Annotated in this window: 11 protein-coding genes; 6 read left to right on the plus strand and 5 right to left on the minus strand. The window is 66.7% G+C overall.

All coding sequences use genetic code 11. The annotated features are described in order from the left end of the window. Window positions 1-17: 17 nt before the first annotated feature. A complete protein-coding gene (locus VCS63_RS14345; RefSeq protein WP_104653499.1) occupies window positions 18-731 on the plus strand; it encodes an MgtC/SapB family protein in 714 nt (237 codons plus the stop codon). Window positions 732-757: 26 nt separating this feature from the next. On the opposite strand, the gene VCS63_RS14350 is transcribed toward VCS63_RS14345, so the two are convergent. Beyond that, a complete protein-coding gene (locus tag VCS63_RS14350) occupies window positions 758-2,404 on the minus strand; it encodes an ABC transporter ATP-binding protein (protein ID WP_323880145.1) in 1,647 nt (548 codons plus the stop codon). A gap of 183 nt (window positions 2,405-2,587) precedes the next feature. Here VCS63_RS14350 and VCS63_RS14355 point away from each other — a divergent pair, with 183 nt between their 5' ends. Genes VCS63_RS14355 through VCS63_RS14365 form a run of 3 tightly spaced genes read left to right on the plus strand, consistent with a single transcriptional unit; the run spans window position 2,588 to window position 5,561 of the window. Further along, complete coding sequence (locus VCS63_RS14355) at window positions 2,588-3,355, plus strand: endonuclease/exonuclease/phosphatase family protein (RefSeq protein ID WP_042793599.1); 768 nt, start codon at window positions 2,588-2,590, stop codon at window positions 3,353-3,355. Then, on the plus strand, window positions 3,352-4,545 hold the full coding sequence (clsB, locus tag VCS63_RS14360) for a cardiolipin synthase ClsB (RefSeq protein ID WP_063640610.1): 1,194 nt from the start codon (window positions 3,352-3,354) through the stop codon (window positions 4,543-4,545). Before VCS63_RS14355 ends, clsB begins: the two co-directional genes overlap by 4 nt. After that, window positions 4,542-5,561, plus strand: coding sequence for a lysylphosphatidylglycerol synthase transmembrane domain-containing protein (locus VCS63_RS14365; RefSeq protein WP_323880147.1), 1,020 nt, complete (start codon window positions 4,542-4,544; stop codon window positions 5,559-5,561). Before clsB ends, VCS63_RS14365 begins: the two co-directional genes overlap by 4 nt. Here VCS63_RS14365 and VCS63_RS14370 read toward each other — a convergent pair. The 4 genes from VCS63_RS14370 to VCS63_RS14385 form a co-directional block, all read right to left on the minus strand. After that, complete coding sequence (locus VCS63_RS14370) at window positions 5,551-6,660, minus strand: DUF748 domain-containing protein (RefSeq protein WP_112965581.1); 1,110 nt, start codon at window positions 6,658-6,660, stop codon at window positions 5,551-5,553. The two genes, VCS63_RS14365 and VCS63_RS14370, sit on opposite strands and share 11 nt — an antisense overlap. 82 nt (window positions 6,661-6,742) lie before the next feature. Then, window positions 6,743-7,081 carry a DUF883 family protein gene (locus tag VCS63_RS14375; protein WP_042793602.1) on the minus strand — a complete coding sequence of 113 codons (339 nt, stop codon included), beginning with the start codon at window positions 7,079-7,081 and terminating at the stop codon, window positions 6,743-6,745. After that, window positions 7,078-7,335 carry a hypothetical protein gene (locus VCS63_RS14380; RefSeq protein WP_042793603.1) on the minus strand — a complete coding sequence of 86 codons (258 nt, stop codon included), beginning with the start codon at window positions 7,333-7,335 and terminating at the stop codon, window positions 7,078-7,080. Before VCS63_RS14380 ends, VCS63_RS14375 begins: the two co-directional genes overlap by 4 nt. A gap of 58 nt (window positions 7,336-7,393) precedes the next feature. Beyond that, window positions 7,394-9,166 carry a thiamine pyrophosphate-requiring protein gene (locus VCS63_RS14385; RefSeq protein WP_323880149.1) on the minus strand — a complete coding sequence of 591 codons (1,773 nt, stop codon included), beginning with the start codon at window positions 9,164-9,166 and terminating at the stop codon, window positions 7,394-7,396. A gap of 163 nt (window positions 9,167-9,329) precedes the next feature. On the opposite strand from VCS63_RS14385, the gene glgA reads away from it, so the two are divergent. Continuing rightward, a complete protein-coding gene (gene glgA, locus VCS63_RS14390; protein ID WP_063962636.1) occupies window positions 9,330-10,898 on the plus strand; it encodes a glycogen synthase GlgA in 1,569 nt (522 codons plus the stop codon). A gap of 24 nt (window positions 10,899-10,922) precedes the next feature. Further along, on the plus strand, window positions 10,923-14,126 hold the full coding sequence (locus VCS63_RS14395; protein ID WP_323880151.1) for an alpha-1,4-glucan--maltose-1-phosphate maltosyltransferase: 3,204 nt from the start codon (window positions 10,923-10,925) through the stop codon (window positions 14,124-14,126). The last annotated feature ends 4 nt before the right edge of the window (window positions 14,127-14,130 follow it).

Below are 14,130 nucleotides of genomic sequence, written 5' to 3' on the forward strand. Positions count from 1 at the left end.
GAAGCATCGAGCAGAAAATGAAGAACTTCGAAAACATCCAACTCCTTACGCTTGCCAACACCTTGGTCAGCCTGCTGACCGCCTTCATCCTGGGTTCGGTGGTGGGCTTCGAGCGCCAGTTTCGCCAACGCACGGCGGGCTTGCGCACCAATGTGCTGGTGGCGGTGGGCGCCGCCATTTTCGTGGACCTGGCGTTCCGGGTGGGCGGCGCCGACGGCGGTTCGCGCGTTATTTCCTATGTGGTTTCGGGCGTGGGATTCCTGGGCGCGGGCGCCATCATGCGCGAAGGCGGCAGCATACGCGGCCTGAACACCGCCGCCACGTTGTGGGGCTCGGCCGCCATCGGGGCGTGCGCAGGCGCATCGCTGATCCTGGAAGCCATCGCCGCCACGGCGTTTGTGCTTGCCGCAAATACCTTGCTGCGTCCGGTGGTCAGCTACGTCAACCGCCAGCCGGTGGATTCCCAGACCACTGAAGTGACGACCGTGATACATGTCATCGCAAACGTGGACCAGCGCCAGGCGGCCATGACCGTGCTGGAAGACGTGCTGGAAACCGAGCAATTGCCGCTATCCGAATTGAAGATCGACCAATTCGGCGAGAACGAGGTGGAGATCGAGGCTGCACTCAGCGAAGCGTCGGTGGACGAACTGGACCTGGACCGGGTCACCGCCAGCATTGCAGCTTCGCCCGCCGTGCGCACGGCGTTCTGGGCGGCCCGCACGGTGTAGCGTTCGCGGTCCGTCAGCGCAGGAAATTAGGCAGCTTGGCGCAAGGCTACCGTGGCCGGGTCCCAGCGGCGTCCCGGCACGGCGGCCAGCAAAGCCTGCGTGTAGGGGTGCGAGGGCCGCCCGAACACCTGGGCGCAAGCGCCCGCTTCCACCACCCTTCCGTTCTGCATGACCGCGATGTCATCGCAGACCTGCGCAGCGACGCGCAAGTCATGGGTGATGAAGAGAATGGACAGCCCCAATTGTTCGCGCAGCCGTGCCAGTAACGCCAACACCTGCGCCTGTACCGACACATCCAGCGCCGACACCGGCTCGTCCGCGATCAGCACGCGCGGCCGCATGGCCAGCGCCCTTGCCAGTCCCACCCGCTGACGCTGGCCGCCCGAAAACTCGTGCGGATAGCGTCGCACGGCGTCGGGCGACAACCCCACCAATTCAAACAGTTCCCGGGCCCGCGCCAGCGCCTCGCGCCGGGGGGTGCCGTGCACGATCGGGCCGCGAGCCACGATTTCTCCCACGCGCTGGCGCGGATTCAACGAGCCATAGGGGTCCTGGAACACCATCTGCACCCGCCGCGCATGCTCGCGCCGCGCCGCAGCGCCATTCAGCGCCAGCGGTTCGCCAGCCAAAGCGATGCCGCCCGCATCCGGTGGCGCCAGCCCCAGCAAGGCGCGCGCGAGCGTGGACTTGCCCGAGCCGCTTTCGCCTACGATGCCCAGCGTGCCCCCCTCCTTCAATGTCAGCGTCACGTCATCCAGCGCGCGCGTTTCATGGCCGGGACGGCCGAACCATCCACGTTTGCGATATGTCTTGGATACGCCCTGCGCGCGCAGGATGGCCGGCGCTTCGTCTTGCCGGGCGACTTCGGCGCTGGAGGCGGCGCGCGGCGCCAATGGCGGCACCGCCGCGATCAACGCACGCGTGTACGGATGCCGCGGGTGTTCCAGCACCTGTTCCGCCGCCCCGCTTTCCACCAGTTCACCGCGTTGCATCACGGCCACACGGTCCGCGATCTCGGCGACCACGCCGAAGTCGTGGGTGATGAAAAGCACGGCCGTGCCCTTGCGGCGCTGCAGATCGTGGATCAGGTGCAGGATTTGCGCCTGGGTCGTTACGTCCAGCGCGGTGGTGGGTTCGTCCGCGATGAGCAGCGCCGGCTCCAAAGCCAGCGCCATGGCAATCATGGCGCGCTGTCGTTGTCCACCAGACAGCTCGTGCGGGTACGCGTCCATCGCCCGCGCCGGGTCCGGCAAGCGCACGGATTCCAGCAAATCCAGCGTGCGGCGCCGGACTTCCTTGCGCGGCAAGCTTGTATGGGTGCGGAACACTTCAGCAATCTGGTCGCCGATGGTGCGCAGCGGATTAAGGGCAGTCATCGGTTCCTGGAAGATCATGCCGATGCGTTTGCCGCGAAGCTTGCGCAGCGCGTCGGGCGGCAGCCGTAGCAGGTCCTGCCCCTCCCACAGTATCTGGCCGGCGCTTGCGCGCACGTCCTGAGGCAGCAGGCCGAGGATTGCGCCCGCGGTCAGCGACTTGCCTGAGCCGCTTTCTCCGACGACGCAAACGATTTCGCCTGCATCGAGGGTCAGCGACAGATCCTTCAACGCATGCGGCCGGTCGGCGCCTGGCGGCAGGTCCACGGTCAGGTTCTGGATGCGCAGCAATTCGGTCATGAGTCGTTCACCAGGAAGAAGCTGTGGATCGTAGGCCGGGGCGGCCTCTCTGGGAACTGCGCATTTCTCATTTGCTCATTCGGTTTGTGCCGATCGGTGTTTAGGCACCATCGTGGTTACCTCTCTTTACGTTTCGGGAACGGGGATTGCTCCGCAGTGCGGATCGACCCATCCGGAGCGTCCATGTCCTCTACGCACTATATCGACGCCACGACGGTGACTGTGCTCACCGTCAATACGCACAAGGGCTTCACCAGCTTTAACCGGCGCTTCATGCTGCATGAGCTGCGCGAGGCGTTGAGAACGGCGAGTCCCGACATCGTGTTTTTGCAGGAAGTGCTGGGTGAACACCAGGGACACGCGGAGCGGCACAGTGCCTGGCCCGCCTCCTCGCAGTATGAGTTTCTGGCGGATTCGCTGTGGACGGATTTCGCCTATGGGCGCAATGCGGTCTACCCGGCGGGACACCATGGCAATGCCCTTCTGTCGAGGTATCCCATCGAACGCCACGAGAACCATGATGTGACCGTCCACGGACACGAGGGACGGGGTCTGCTGCATTGCGTACTCAGGGTGCCGTCGCTGCCCACCCCCGTCCATGCGATATGCGTGCACCTGGGCCTGCTGGAAGGCCATCGGGGCCAGCAGTTGCGCCGCTTGTGCGAACTGGTCGCCCACGGCGTGCCCGCCGACGAGCCGCTGCTGATCGCCGGTGACTTCAACGATTGGCGCCTGCGGGCCGACGCCCTGATGGGCGACTGCGGCACGCGCGAGGTCTACACGTCGCGCCTGGGCCGCCCTGCCCGCACTTTTCCCGCACGCTGGCCTTTGCTGCGGCTGGACCGCATCTACGTGCGCAGCGTGCGCGACTGGCAGCCGGTGCCGCTGGCTTCGCGGGTCTGGTCGCGGCTGTCCGACCACGTGCCTATCTGCGCGGAGATCGCCCTATGAACTTGCGTTGGCGCGAGCACAACCAGTACACGCTGCTGGAGAATGGCACCGACTACTTCCCGGCGGTGCTGGAAGCGGTCGAGGCGGCGCGCAGCGAGGTGCTGGTGGAAACGTTCATCCTCTTCGAGGATGCCGTGGGCCAGGAGTTCCAGCGCGCCTTGATCGCGGCCGCGCGCCGCGGCGTCAGCGTGGACCTGACGGTGGACGGCTATGGCTCGGACGAACTGAGCGAAGACTTCGTCGGCGCCATGACCGAAAGCGGTGTCCGCGTGCACGTGTTCGACCCCCGTCCACGCTTCCTGGGCGTGCGCACGAATGTGTTCAGGCGCATGCACCGCAAGATCGTGGCGGTGGACGGCCGGATCGCCTTCGTCGGCGGCATCAATTTTTCGGCCGACCACTTGCCCGACTATGGCCCGGAGGCCAAGCAGGACTATGCCGTGCGGCTGGAAGGACCGCTGGCAACCGACATCGCGGATTTCGCTCGCGCAGCGCTTGCCGGTGGCGCACGGACACGCGGGCGTCGGCGGCCCGCCTACCTGGATCCGATGCCCTCGGGTGATGGCGGCGGCCGCCTGGTGGTTCGCGACAACATCGAACACCAGACCGATATCGAGCGCTTTTACCGGGCCGGCGTGCGTGCCGCGCGCGAGGACGTGCTGATCGCCAATGCCTACTTCTTTCCCGGGTACCAACTGCTGCATGACCTGGCCAACGCCGCCCGCCGCGGCGTGCGCGTGCGGCTGCTGCTGCAGGGCGAACCTGATGTGCTGGTCGCGCGCCTGGCCGCCACGATGCTGTACGACTACCTGATCGATGCGGGCGTGGAAATATATGAATACTGCAAGCGGCCGCTGCACGGAAAGGTGGCTTGCGTGGACCGCGACTGGAGCACGATAGGCTCCAGCAACCTGGATCCGCTCAGCCTGGCGCTGAATCTGGAGGCCAACGTCGTGGCGCGCGACGCCGGGCTGAACGCCGCGCTGCGCGGCAGCCTGGATCGGCTGATAGAGCAGGACTGCCGGCGCATCGAGCTGCCAGCGGGATCGTCGCGGCGTTTGCGGCGCCTGTGGATCGGCGTGGTGGTGTTCCACTTTCTGAGGCGCTTTCCCGCCTGGGCCGGCAGCCTGCCCGCCCATAAGCCGCGTTTGAAATCCATCCCGATAGAACCGCAACGGGAGTCGGCATGAGAGTCTTCCGTTCCACGCTGACACGCGCATGGCGGCATCGCTGGCCCCGGCTCAAGCGCGCCCTGCCCGCGCTGGTGCTGGTCCTGGTGGCGGCATTGCTGTATTACCTGGGCCGCTCGATAGACTGGCCGCAGGTGTGGATCGCCATGCGCAAGATTCCGCAAGGCACCATTGCGGAGGCGGCCGCCCTGGTCGTGGCGGGGTACCTCGTCTATGGCGGGATGGATCTGTTGAGCAAGCGCTACACCGGCCATTCCCTGCCGTGGCCCAAGGTCCTGGGGGTAGCGATGATGAGCTATGCCCTGAATCTCAGCCTGGGCGTGCTGCTCGGCGGCCTGGGCGCGCGCCTGCGGCTCTACGCTCGCCTGGGCTGCCGCAAGTCGGTGGCGACGCGCGTGGCCTTGTTCTCGGCGGTGACCAACTGGATAGGCTATGCGTGGATCGCCGGGATTCTGTTTGCCTCGGGCGCCGTGCCCGTGCCTCAAGGCTGGGCGATCGGCTCGAATCTGCTGCGCGCGCTGGGCGCGGCGCTGCTGTTGCTGGCGGCCGGCTACGTGGCCATATGCGCGCGGGCCAGGCGGCGCTCCTGGACCTGGATGGGGCAGCGCGCCGTGTTGCCAAGGGGGATGATGGCAGTGGCGCAAAGTGCCGTTGCCGTGCTGTCCTGGGCCATCATGGGCGCCATCATCTACCTGCTGCTGCAGGGCAAGGCCAGCTATCCCGCCGTGCTGGGCATCCTGCTGTGCGCCAGCTTTGCCGCGCTGATCATCCGGGTGCCGGGCGGCTTGGGCACCACGGAGGCGATCTTCGTGGCCACGTTGGCTCCCGGGATTCCGGCCGCGGAAGTATTGGGCGCCGCGCTCGCCTATCGGGCGCTTTACGCCTTTGGGCCGCTGTTCCTCGCACTGGTCGCCTTTGCAGTCATGGAGTTCAAGCTGCGACGCAAGCGCTTGCCAGCCGGCCGGCCCAGGGATGGAGATCCTCCCAAGAGCGCGCGCGAGTCCTTCAAGGCTTAGGCGTCAGCAGGTCCGACAAGGCATTTCCCAGTTCCTTTACCGCGCCGGTGACGCCCTCCGCCGCCCCTTCCGCGCCGACCCCGATCGCATGACCGAACCCCCGCGCAACCTGAGCGGTAAAGCCGCGGGTAACGGAAAACTTGGGGTTGTCCAGGTCGCCTGCCAGGGCGAACTCGAAGCGCAGCGTGCCGCTCTGGTCCTTGAGCGCCGCCAAGACCGCCTTGCGCGGCAGGGAAAACAGGTCGCCGTTCCCGCTGAACCGCAATCCTCGCAGCGCCACCGTACCCGTGGCCTGAAGCTGGCGCTTGGCAATGGCGGTACGCATGTCCAGATCCATGGCGCCCGCGGCCAGCGAGGAGGCGCCATTGTCCGCCAGATAGGGCGCGGCGTGCTGGATATCCATGTTGCGCACGGCGACCTTGATGTCGGCGTCCGTGCCGCCCACCACTAGCCAGCCTTGCGCGCGCACCGTGGCCGCGCCATTGCGGTTGCCTTCGATTTTTCCTTCGAACTCCATGTCGCTGCGCGAGCCGTCGCCGGGAATGGTCAGGGGACGCAGGCGCGCCTGCACGCCTGAGAACGGAATCCGGTGCGCGGGCCGGGACACCGCGGCGTCCTCGAAATCCAGGCGGCCGTCGCGCAGGATCAGCTCAGCGATGCGGATCGGCGTGTGACGTCGGGCCTGGCCATCGCCGCCCTCGCCCGCTCGCAACGAGGACTGCAGCGCTGGCGCGATGTCCATGTCGCCATTCGTCTTGCGTACCACCGTGAAGTCAAAGCCTTCGATAGTCACCGTCTTGAAGACTGCCTCATGGCGAAGAAAAGCGGACCATTCCGGCTCCAGGACCACGTGTCGGGCCCGGGCGCCGGCCTGGCCGGTGCCGCCGGATATGGTCACGTCCCGCAGTATTACCTGTGAGTACCCCACCTCGACGTGGCCAACCTGGCCCCGCGGGCCCAGCATGTTCTCAATGCGCTGCTCGGCGATCCGCAAGGCGGCAAAGGCCAGCACGACGGCCACGGCCGCGATCAGGGTCAGGACCGCCAGTGCACTGCCCCACGCCGACTTGCGGCGGGGCGCGGCTGGGTTGAGGCTCATCGTGGATTCCCGAGGTGCGGCACAATCCGTGCATGGTCCTGGAAACGCCCGATATCATCAATGGGCAAAAAGGATTAGGCGCTCAACGGCGCCAATGGTCGGACATGAGGCACACGCCCGCGAGCACTCCGATCAGGGCGGCGCCAGCCAGGCTTTTCCATGCGTTCTCATGCACGTATTCGTCCGCGGCATGCGACGCATGCCGGGCGCGCTCCCAGGCTGCTCGTTCCCAGCCCTTTGCGTGTTCGCGCGCTGCCTCCAGTTGTTGCTTGAGCGTATCGCGCGCTGCCTCGATCTCGGATCCTCCATAGCTTGCGGTGCTGCGCAGCAGCGCCTCCGTTCCCGAGATCAGCTCGCGCATCGTGCGGGTGGAGTTGTCGGCCGGTTGAAACATGTCTCGAAGTCCGTGGTGCTTGTTCATAGATGCTCCTGGTGAAAAAAACGGGTGCTCGGAACGGCCGCAAGCTGCGGCGCGTCGAGCCTGTCTATGCCGGGGGTTTGTTGCGGATCCAGTCCGGGCATGGGATTGGGCAGGCTGTCTGGCGGCCAGCGGCCGTGCTGGTCCTTTTCCTGCCCGGCAGGATCGGGCCTGGGCTGCTCCGCCGGGTGCTGCTCCGGGCTCGATGGCTTGTCCGCCCCAGGCTGGGCAGGTGTCGGAGGCGTGGTCTTGGTCATGTGACGTGCTCCTGGAGAAATGTGCATTCGGCGCGGGCGGACCGCCGCGGTCGCGGGGTCAGCCCGCCCACCATTGCTTGAGGGTCGCGCGCAGGGCGGCGCCGCCTGCGGCGGCCTCTTCCTTGCGCAACGCCTGGAAATACGCCCCTACCTGCTTGAGCGGGATATGTGGGGGCAAGGGCGGCATCTCGGGGTCGGTCACCATTTCCAGCACCACCGGGCGTGTCGCGGCCAGGGCCTGGTCCCAGGCGTCTCCGACCTTATCCGCGCTGTCCACGCGTATGCCTTCCAGGCCGAGCAAGCGGCCGTATTCCGCGTAGGAGAAGTCCGGCAGCCATTGCGAAGCCGCAAAGCGGGGATCGCCGCCCATGACGCGCTGCTCCCACGTGACCAGGTTGAGGTCTCCGTTGTTCAGCACCATGACGACCAGAGTCGGGTTGGACCAGTCTTTCCAGCGATGGGCGATGGTGATCAGTTCATTCATGCCCAGCATCTGCATGGCGCCGTCGCCGACCAGCGCAATGACGGGCCTGTCGGGATGGGCTAACTTGGCGGCGAGCGCATAAGGCACCCCGCAGCCCATGGTGGCCAGTCCGCCCGACACCGAGCCCATCATTCCTTCACGCATGGCAATGTCGCGCGCATACCAGTTTGCGGCGGACCCGGAATCGCAGGTAAGAATGGCACGCGGCGGCAACCGTCGCGACAACTCCAGGAAGGGGCGCTGCGGATTCAGCGGCCGCGCGTCCACCATGGCGCGTGCCGTGACGGTTTCGTGCCACTTCGCGACCTTGCCCTCGATGCGTTCGCGCCAGCGGCGCGCGGTCTTGGCCTGCAGCAAGGGAATCAGGGCCTGTAGGGTCAGCCGGCTGTCGCCGACCAGGCCTAGCTCGACGGGATAGCGCAGGCTGAGCTTGCGGCCATCGCGGTCGATCTGCACAGCCCTGGCCTGCCCCTCTGGCGGCAGGAACTCCGAATAGGGAAACGACGTGCCTACCATCAGCAAGGTGTCGCACTCGTTCATCATGTCCCAGCTGGGCTGCGTCCCCAGCAAGCCGATACAACCGGTGACGTACGGCAGGCTGTCAGGCAGGACCGCCTTGCCCAGCAGCGCCTTGGCTACGCCTGCGCCCAATCGTTCGGCGGTTTCGCGCAGCTCGGGGCCGGCGTCAAGCGCGCCGGCCCCGACCAGCATGGCCACGCGTTCGCCCTGGTTAAGTATGTCGGCGGCATTGCGTAGCGCGGCTTCGCCGGGCACCCCGGCATGCGATGTCACGCCGATGCCCGTGGGAACATTGCCATGTTCCCGGGCGGGCTTTTCCACCGCCGGCAAATCCTGCACATCGTTTGGAAAAATGACGCAGGTCACACTGCGGCGCTCCATGGCGATACGCATGGCGCGGTCGATCATGTGGCGCGCCTGCTCCGCGGTGGTGGCCATCTGCACGTAATCATGCGCCACGTCCTTGAAGAGGCTGATCAGATCAACCTCTTGCTGATAGTCGCCGCCCAGGGCGCTGCGCGCCTGTTGGCCAACCAGGGCGACCACCGGTTGATGATCGAGCTTGGCGTCGTACAGGCCATTCAGCAGGTGGATGGCGCCAGGGCCTGAGGTCGCCAGGCAAACGCCCGCCTGCCCCGTGAACTTGGCATGGGCGCACGCCATGAATGCGGCCGCTTCTTCGTGCCGGGCCTGGATGAACGTCAATGGCTCCTCGGTGCGCCCGAACGCGCCAATCAGGCCATTGATGCCGTCCCCGGGATAGCCATAGATCCTCCTGACTCCCCATTGGGATAGCCGCTCCAGCACAAAGTCCGCCACTGTTTTCATCCGATTCTCCCTACGTACGCCCGCAATTCGCAGAACGCCGTAATCAGCAAATGGCATTCCCGCCCGCAGCGCGCCTGCGGTGCCTCCGGAGCGGGCACGGCGCTTGCGGAGGAATGCGCTACGGCGGACGCGCTTGACGATCTGCCCCATATAGGGAGTTGGCATGGCGAAGATTCGAACCCTGGTAGTGGCAGGTGAAGCATTTCCCCTGGCCAAGACAGGTGGGCTGGGCGATGCGATCACGGGCATGGCGCGCGCGCTGCGCGAAGCGGGCCTGCCATTGTTAGTGCTGCTTCCCGCCTACCGCGGCGTGCGGCAGCGCCTTGAGGGCGTCCGGGTGGTTGCGCCGTTGCACAACCTGCCAGGAGGCGAAGCCCAGCTTCTCGCTGGGCATTGTCCCCAGTCCGGACTGGACTTTCTGCTGCTGGAAAACGACGCGCTCTATGACAGGCCCGGCATCTACCTGGACGAAAACAGCTGCGAACATGCGGACAATGCGGTGCGCTATGCGGCGCTGGCCCATGCCGCGGTGCGCGTGGCCGGCGGCCTTCCCGGTGTTGCGCGCCCCAATCTCCTGCACGTGCATGATTGGCACGCGGGGCTGGTGCCGCTGCTGTTGCGGGAGTACGGGCTGCGCGACGTCAAAAGCATCATGACCATCCACAACCTGGCGTTCCAGGGACAGTTCCCGCTGGAATGCGCAGCCTCCCTGGGTATACCCGAACGCTACTGCAATGACGAGGGCGCCTGCGCGTGGGGACGCTTGAATTTCCTCAAGGCGGGGATCCGCTACGCCGATCGCATCACGACCGTCAGCCATACCTATGCCCGGGAAATCCTCACCCCCGCTTTCGGTTGCGGTCTCGAAGGCCTGTTGCGGCGGCGTGCCGCCGATCTGGTGCCGATACCCAACGGCATCGACAATCTGCTGTGGAATCCGGTCCGCGATCCCCACCTCGGATCCCTGCGGTACTCGGCGCGCGACCTGAGCCGCAAGGCGCGCTGCAAGGCGGCCCTGCAACGGGAATTCGGTTTGCATGAGGAGGCCGACGCCCCACTCATGGCCATGGGAAGCCGGTTGACGGAACAGAAAATGGCCGACGTTGCAGTGCAGGCCCTGCCCGAAGCGCTGGAAAGGCACCCCGATCTGCAAATTGCGATCCTGGGCCAAGGCGACCGCCGGCTGGAGGATGCGCTGAAGGCGCTTAGCGCGCGCTATCCAGGCCGGTGCGCCACCCGCATCGGCTATGACGAGGCGGTGGCGCACCGGCTGCACGCGGGCTCCGACATCCTTTTGCACGGCAGCCGCTTCGAGCCCTTCGGCCTGACGCCGCTCTATGCCATGCGCTACGGATCGATTCCCATAGGATCCCGCGTGGGCGGCATGGCCGACACGATCGATGATCCGGGCCCGCGCGCACCGCTGTCCGCAATGGCCGGCGCCAATGGGCTGCTATTCGACGGCGACGACCCCGCGGCCATGGGCGCCGCGATCTCCCGCGCCCTGGCCCTGCGTGGGGACGCGATGCTCTGGCGAACCATGCAGCGCAATGCCATGAGCGCGGATTTCAGCTGGCGGTCGGCCGTGGGACCTTACGCGGATCTCTACCGGTCGCTGATTGACCCCGGCCGCCGGACCCGGGCCCCGGCCCTGGTGGACGTGCCGGCTGGCGCCGGCGCCCTGCGCGCGGGTCACCGCTCAGGCGGCCCCCTACCCGCGCCCGCCGTCTAGGCAAGCCTACAGGAGGAATCGCCGGTGCCCCCAGCCCAAGCCGCCCAGCCTCACGCTCCCTTGCGCCTCTATCATGCCCATGGCGGGGCCGCCGGCAAGGCATCCGCCCCGGCCGGCGACCTGGGGCCGGAGCTCTACGCGCGCCTGCACCGGCGCGGCTTCAACGCAGTGCTAGTGCCTGCGCCTTGGCTGGTGGCGCCGGGTGGCGCCTCTTTCGCGCCCCTGGATGCGGATCGGGCGTTGCTCGCCGGCGAGCGAGTCCCTATGACGGATTGGCTTCGGTCTGTCTCGGGTCAGCTTGCCGAGCACGGGCTGACCCTATATCTGGATCTGGCGCTGGACCGGTGCGCCATTGACGCCGTCGCGGACACGATAGGTCCCGGCTGGTATCAACCGGCGGCCGAAGATCCCGCGCGCGATCCTCGCATGAACGCCGAAGCGCGCGAGGTGCTGCACTTGCGGCACGGCGACCCCCCGCCTGCATTTGTCGACGCTTGGGCCAACCGGCTGCAGCGCTGGGCGGCGCACGGCGCCGCGGGCTTCGCCTTTCAGTCGCCACAATGCCTGCCCTCTGCGGCATGGCAGGCGCTTGCCGCGGCGGCGCGGCGAGGCCGCCCGGCCGCGCAACTGATAGCCTGGGCCCCGGGCCTCACGCCGGAATCGTTGACGGCCTTGCGCGGCGCGGGATTCGACGCCCTGTTCTCGTCATTGCCATGGTGGGACTTCAAGTCCGGATGGTTGGCGGAGGAAGACGCGCGGCTGCGCGCAACGGCGCCCGTGATCGCCTCGCCTCCGCGCACCGCGCCGCATGTCCCGCACCTTGCGTCGGACAAGCGCGGCGTATGGGCGGCGGCCTTGTGCGCGGATGGCCTGATGTTCGACGACAGCGATGAGAGCCGGCTGCCCGACATCGATGCAGCCAACCATTGGTTCGCGCAGGCAGGCTTGCGCGGGCCACTGCGCCTGGCAGGCGGACGTGACGGCCATTGCACCATGTTGCTGCGCGAATGTGCAGTCGGCACCGCGGTCCTGGCGCTCAACCCCTCTGACGCGGACGAGGCGCGCGTGGACTGGGATGCCCTGGCCCCGCTGCTGCCCCCCGCCGAATTTCTGCCCGAGGGCGTGCCGGCCGGCTTGCTGGCCCCAGCCGATGCCATCCCGCCGGCGGGATGCGCCATGTTCCTGTTCGAACCCACGCATCCCGTGCGCGAGGTCGCGAGACCCGTCGCGCGCCGCATGGACGGCGGGGCCAGCCAGCGCATTGTCGTCGAACAGGTCGGCCCCGCGGTGGATAACGGCGCTTTTCCCGTCAAGTGCATTCCGCACGAACGTATTACGGTACGCGCTGATATTTACATGGACGGCCACGAACAGCTTGCCGCCGAGCTGCGTTGGCGCGCGGCGGATGAAAACTCCTGGCGCGCCGTGCCCTTCGAACGGGGCGTGAACGACCGCTGGGAGGCGTCGTTCCGTCCTCGCCGCATCGGCGCGCATGAGTTCGTCATCAACGCCTGGCTGGATGCCTGGCAGACATTCCGCCACGACCTGGACGTGAAGCACCAGGCCCAGGTGGACCTGCGGCTGGAAGTCCAGGAAGGCTTGCTGATGTTGCGGGCGGCGCTGGCGCGAGCGCGTACCGCCTCGCACCCCGGGGCCATGACGGTGCGCAATGTCTTGCAGCAATTCAACAAGGGAAACGACGCCGAATCCGGCCCGCCCACGCCGCAGCAGATCGCTGCCCTGCTCGACGAGGAACTCGCGCACACCATGCGCGAGCTGGACGACCGTCCGTTCGAGTACGTCAGCCCTGCCCCCTATCCGATCTGGGTGGATCGGCGCCAGGCCTGCCATGCCAGCTGGTATGAGCTTTTTCCCCGCTCGCAATCGCCGCAGCCTGGCCAGCACGGCACCTTCGACGACGTCATCGCGCGGCTGCCCGATGTGCGCGAGATGGGATTCGACGTGCTCTATCTGCCGCCCATCCACCCCATCGGGTTGCGCAACCGCAAGGGACGCAACAACAGCTTGCGGGCGGAGCCGGACGATGTCGGCAGCCCGTATGCCATTGGCGGTGCCGAAGGCGGGCACGACGCGATCGAACCCCTGCTGGGCGGACTGGACGGCTTTCTCCGGCTGGTGGAAGCCGCGCGCGGCTACGGCATGGAAGTCGCCCTGGATTTCGCGATCCAGTGCTCACCGGACCACCCCTGGCTGCAACGCCATCCCGATTGGTTCTCCTGGCGGCCCGACGGCTCCCTGCGCTATGCCGAGAATCCACCCAAGAAATATCAGGACATCGTTAACGTCGCCTTCTACGGCGCCGCCGCGCGCCGCGCCCGCAAGCTCACCCTGTGGCGCGCGCTACGGGACGTCGTGTTGTTCTGGGTGCAGCATGGCGTGCGCACCTTTCGGGTCGACAATCCCCATACCAAGCCCCTGCCGTTCTGGCAGTGGCTGATTGCGGAGGTCCATGCCCAGCATCCGGACGTGATCTTCCTGTCCGAAGCCTTCACCCGCCCCAAGATGATGTACCGGCTGGCGAAGATCGGTTTTACCCAGTCCTATACCTACTTCACCTGGCGCAACGACAAGGCGGAACTCGAAGCGTACCTCGAGGAAGTATCCACGCCGCCCGCGGCAGATTTCTTCCGGCCTCATTTCTTTGTCAACACGCCGGATATCAATCCCTATTTTCTGCAGACTTCCGGCAGGCCGGGCTTTCTGATCCGCGCGGCCCTGGCCGCCTTGGGGTCAGGCCTGTGGGGCATGTACAGCGGCTTCGAACTGTGCGAGGCGGCCGCTCTGCCCGGCAAAGAGGAATACCTGGACTCCGAGAAGTACGAATTGCGTCAGCGCGACTGGTTTGCGCCGGGCAATATCCGATCGGAAATCACCCGCTTGAACCAGATCCGGCGCACCAACCCAGCCTTGCAGAGCCACCGGGGCCTGAGCGCGGTCCGCAGCGGTAACGACCGTGTGCTGGCATTCTGCAAGTCCACGCCCGGCCGCGGCAATTTCATTCTTGCAGCCATCAGCCTGGATCCTTTCCAGCCGCAGACGGCGCGCATCGAAGCGCCGTTCTGGCTCTTCGGCCAGGCCGACACAGGGCGGCTGGTCGCCGAAGACCTGCTGGCCGAACGCAGCGAGCCCTGGCAGGGCCAGATCCGCGAGCTCACGCTGCATCCCGATCAACCCTATCGCGTGTGGCGCCTGTCGCTACATGGATGACGCC

This window comes from Achromobacter sp. D10, assembly GCF_035282245.1.
In the GTDB taxonomy this organism is placed as follows: Bacteria; Pseudomonadota; Gammaproteobacteria; order Burkholderiales; family Burkholderiaceae_B; genus Achromobacter; species Achromobacter insolitus.

Excerpts from the sequence above, each read along its gene's own strand:
- VCS63_RS14345 (WP_104653499.1), top strand. The coding sequence starts at position 18 with ATGAAGAACTTCGAAAACATCCAACTCCTTACGCTTGCCAACACCTTG.
- VCS63_RS14350 (WP_323880145.1), bottom strand. The coding sequence starts at position 2,404 with ATGACCGAATTGCTGCGCATCCAGAACCTGACCGTGGACCTGCCGCCA.
- VCS63_RS14355 (WP_042793599.1), top strand. The coding sequence starts at position 2,588 with ATGTCCTCTACGCACTATATCGACGCCACGACGGTGACTGTGCTCACC.
- clsB (WP_063640610.1), top strand. The coding sequence starts at position 3,352 with ATGAACTTGCGTTGGCGCGAGCACAACCAGTACACGCTGCTGGAGAAT.
- VCS63_RS14365 (WP_323880147.1), top strand. The coding sequence starts at position 4,542 with ATGAGAGTCTTCCGTTCCACGCTGACACGCGCATGGCGGCATCGCTGG.
- VCS63_RS14370 (WP_112965581.1), bottom strand. The coding sequence starts at position 6,660 with ATGAGCCTCAACCCAGCCGCGCCCCGCCGCAAGTCGGCGTGGGGCAGT.
- VCS63_RS14375 (WP_042793602.1), bottom strand. The coding sequence starts at position 7,081 with ATGAACAAGCACCACGGACTTCGAGACATGTTTCAACCGGCCGACAAC.
- VCS63_RS14380 (WP_042793603.1), bottom strand. The coding sequence starts at position 7,335 with ATGACCAAGACCACGCCTCCGACACCTGCCCAGCCTGGGGCGGACAAG.
- VCS63_RS14385 (WP_323880149.1), bottom strand. The coding sequence starts at position 9,166 with ATGAAAACAGTGGCGGACTTTGTGCTGGAGCGGCTATCCCAATGGGGA.
- glgA (WP_063962636.1), top strand. The coding sequence starts at position 9,330 with ATGGCGAAGATTCGAACCCTGGTAGTGGCAGGTGAAGCATTTCCCCTG.